This is a genomic window from Synechococcus sp. H55.10 (assembly GCF_047502715.1).
Classification (GTDB): domain Bacteria; phylum Cyanobacteriota; class Cyanobacteriia; order Thermostichales; family Thermostichaceae; genus Thermostichus.
Map to the genome: position 1 here is coordinate 1 of NZ_JANSJJ010000167.1, position 2,854 is coordinate 2,854.

Consider the following 2,854-nt stretch of genomic DNA (forward strand, 5'->3'; position numbering starts at 1 on the left):
ATCTGAAAGCAGCTTCTTCATCCAACTCCTCATCGAGAAGCTCAACCAAGACAACCAGCTTCCGACTTCACCCGCCGTCCGACCGCCGTGTCCTGGATCCCGGTGGACAACCGCTACTGCTTCCCGTGGTACGTCCACGTCAGGTGTAACGCCTGTTTGTCCACTCGGATATGCACCAGCGCCTTCTCAGTCATCTCGCACAGCCCTCAGCCTTGCGGCCTTTTTGCGGCTACTTTTCACCCCCAACTTACCCCATTCACCCCTAACTCAAACGCACCCTCGACTAAGGTTCGAGGCTGGAAGTGCTCATCTGGAGCAGGTTTTGCGGTTTGGTTCGGTGTTTGTTGCGTGGAAGCGGGCGGACGGAATCGAACCGACAACAGCAGTTTGGAAGCCAGCAGTTTTAAGTCGGCAAACGCTTGCTGCGTAAGGCTTTGCGGCGTTCCTTTAGTCTTGCGGGCAAGTTGCGGGCAGCAAGTCCTACTGACCAGATAAGCTTCAGAAGCCAAGCGTTGTTGCTGGAGAGGAATCGAACAAAGAGCTGGCCGCCTCCTTCGTTCTGACACACTTAGCCATACCGAACCTAGTCTGGCCTATCTTTCAGCGCAGCTCAACCTATTGCTGGCTGGGTCAACAAAACGCGCGGAGTGCCCCCCTGTATAGACGGTGGGAATGGACAGCGCCCCTAGATTGACTTTGGGTGTACCAGAGCACCGCCGCACGAAACAATACACTTAGAGTCAATCTGTACCGCTATCATGTCTGTGTCTGCTTGTGGTTTTGCGATAGAGAGGGACAGGGGGTCGGTGAGGGTTATGTTCGATGTTGCTACCAACCAGGGCTGGGAACCCGCCTCGTGAGTCTTGGATGCTTCAGCTCTACAGATATGGCTAGCGCCACGCTTTGCGAACGCAGACTCGGTACACAGGATGGACGCCGTCCCGCTGCCGCGAACGATGAAACAACTGGAGCAGGGGAAGAGACAAAAGCCTTGTCGTTAGGTAGGCGGGGAACCCCACCCACCCATGCACTGGGGTAGCTCATAACAGACACAGGCAGCAGCCTTCCCGCTAATGGTGCAGAGCCCCTACACTAGAGCTTGCGTGGAAGTGTTGTAATCAGTAGGGAAGATATTGCAGGAGAAAATTCCATGCTTCAAGAGAACGTTGAAATGAGCCCAATTCCGCCTAACTTACTGGACTATCAGAGAAGAGCTCTGGCCATGCGGGAGAGTTCATACATTGACTTTCCAGCCCACGTCCATCTGGAAACGATGGCGCGCTGCAACGCTGCCTGCAACTTTTGTCCCTATCCTTCGCTAGAAAGAAAAGGGACAAAGATGGACGATGCTCTCATAGAGAAAATCGTCAACGACCTTAAAGACATTCCACGTCTTCATCGCTTTCAATTAAGCCCCTTCAAGGTCAATGAGCCATTTTTGGATGCACGGATTTTTGATTTGCTTACGTACCTCCAGTCTGAGTTACCACACGCTACCATCACCTTGACTACCAATGCTTCGCTTATCAACGAGCGGATCTTGGAACGATTGACCCAGTTCCCCAATCTTGGCTACTTGTGGGTTAGTTTTAACGATCATCGCCCGAACGAATATGAGGCAACAATGAGGTTGCCCTATAGACGAACCCGCGAAAGCCTGGACATGCTGCACAAAGCAAAAGCTGAAGGACGTTTGCCAATGCGCATTGTGCTGTCGCGTGTCGGTGACGGCACGGCAGTTGATAAAGATTTTGCTGTCTGGGTAAAGACAACTTATCCCTTGTTTGAAGTGAGCATTTTTCCACGCACGAACTGGCTTGGCCAGGTTGACATGCCCCCTTCCGCAGTGCCGCCTGTAGCCTGCACCCGCTGGTTTGATATATCGATCACAGCAACGGGTGTAGTAGCCCATTGTTGCGCCGATGGCCAGGCACGCTACCCCATAGGCAACGTTCGGGAGCAGCATGTCCTCGACATCTACAACAGCCCAAGCTATCGCCGACTGCGCACAACAGTGGACAACCGTCTGCGTGTCGAGCCCTGCCGCCGCTGCAATTTTCTCTGAGAGAGATTTATGGCTATTACCGCCATCGAATACACCCTATTTCGCCAAATGCGGGAGCAAAACGCCATTCCACTTGGAGGAGACTGTTTGGAACTGGGCGAAGCCAACTGGTATGGCGACGTGGCTGTCGAGCAGCTTGGCCAAGACATTTATCGCTTTGCCAAAGAGGAAGAACGTACTGCCCTCTTCCGTCAGCTCGATGAAATAACTCAAGCCAAGCGCCCCGGAATGCTGTTCGAGATTGCCAAGATCTTTTGGCGCACCTTCTGGCAGCCGCGCTCCATGACGGCGGTGGATCTTCACGGCACCGAGACAGCTCTCAAGCTGGATCTCAATTTCCCTATTGAGTTGCCCCAGCGTTATGATGTTGTTTTTAACCTTGGCACAGCCAAGCACATCTTCAACATTGCTCAGGTAATGAAAACCATACACGACTACACACTGCCTGGCGGCTTGATGATCCATGGCCTGCCCTTTACTGGCTGGTTCGACCATGGTTTTTACAACGTGCAACCGACTTTTTTCTGGGATCTAGCTCAGGCAAATGGTTATACGATAATGGCTTATCTCTACGTCGAATACAACCCACTGAAGTTTGTGCAGCTATGGAAACGCGAGGATATTCTCGAACTAGCCACCAAAAATCAGATTGGCCACAATGCCCTGCTTTACTGCGTGCTGCGCAAGTCCGCTGAAGATCAACTGTTTTACTTTCCAATTCAGGGCTACTACAGCCTGTTAAGGAATCAAGGGGTACAGTAGCAACACTTAGCAAACCAACTTCGGAAG

2 protein-coding genes are annotated in these 2,854 nt (G+C 52.3%); both read left to right on the top strand.

Annotation, left to right across the window (positions count from 1 at the left end; translation table 11 throughout):
• The first annotated feature begins 1,150 nt into the window (after positions 1 to 1,150).
• A complete protein-coding gene (locus tag NW858_RS10600; RefSeq protein WP_414347537.1) occupies positions 1,151 to 2,065 on the top strand; it encodes a radical SAM/SPASM domain-containing protein in 915 nt (304 codons plus the stop codon).
• Between the two features lie 9 nt (positions 2,066 to 2,074).
• A complete protein-coding gene (locus NW858_RS10605; RefSeq protein WP_414520463.1) occupies positions 2,075 to 2,827 on the top strand; it encodes a hypothetical protein in 753 nt (250 codons plus the stop codon).
• The last annotated feature ends 27 nt before the right edge of the window (positions 2,828 to 2,854 follow it).

What these genes read in the sequence shown, in the direction of transcription:
- NW858_RS10600 (WP_414347537.1), top strand. Translation starts at nt 1,151, where the DNA reads ATGCTTCAAGAGAACGTTGAAATGAGCCCAATTCCGCCTAACTTACTG.
- NW858_RS10605 (WP_414520463.1), top strand. Translation starts at nt 2,075, where the DNA reads ATGGCTATTACCGCCATCGAATACACCCTATTTCGCCAAATGCGGGAG.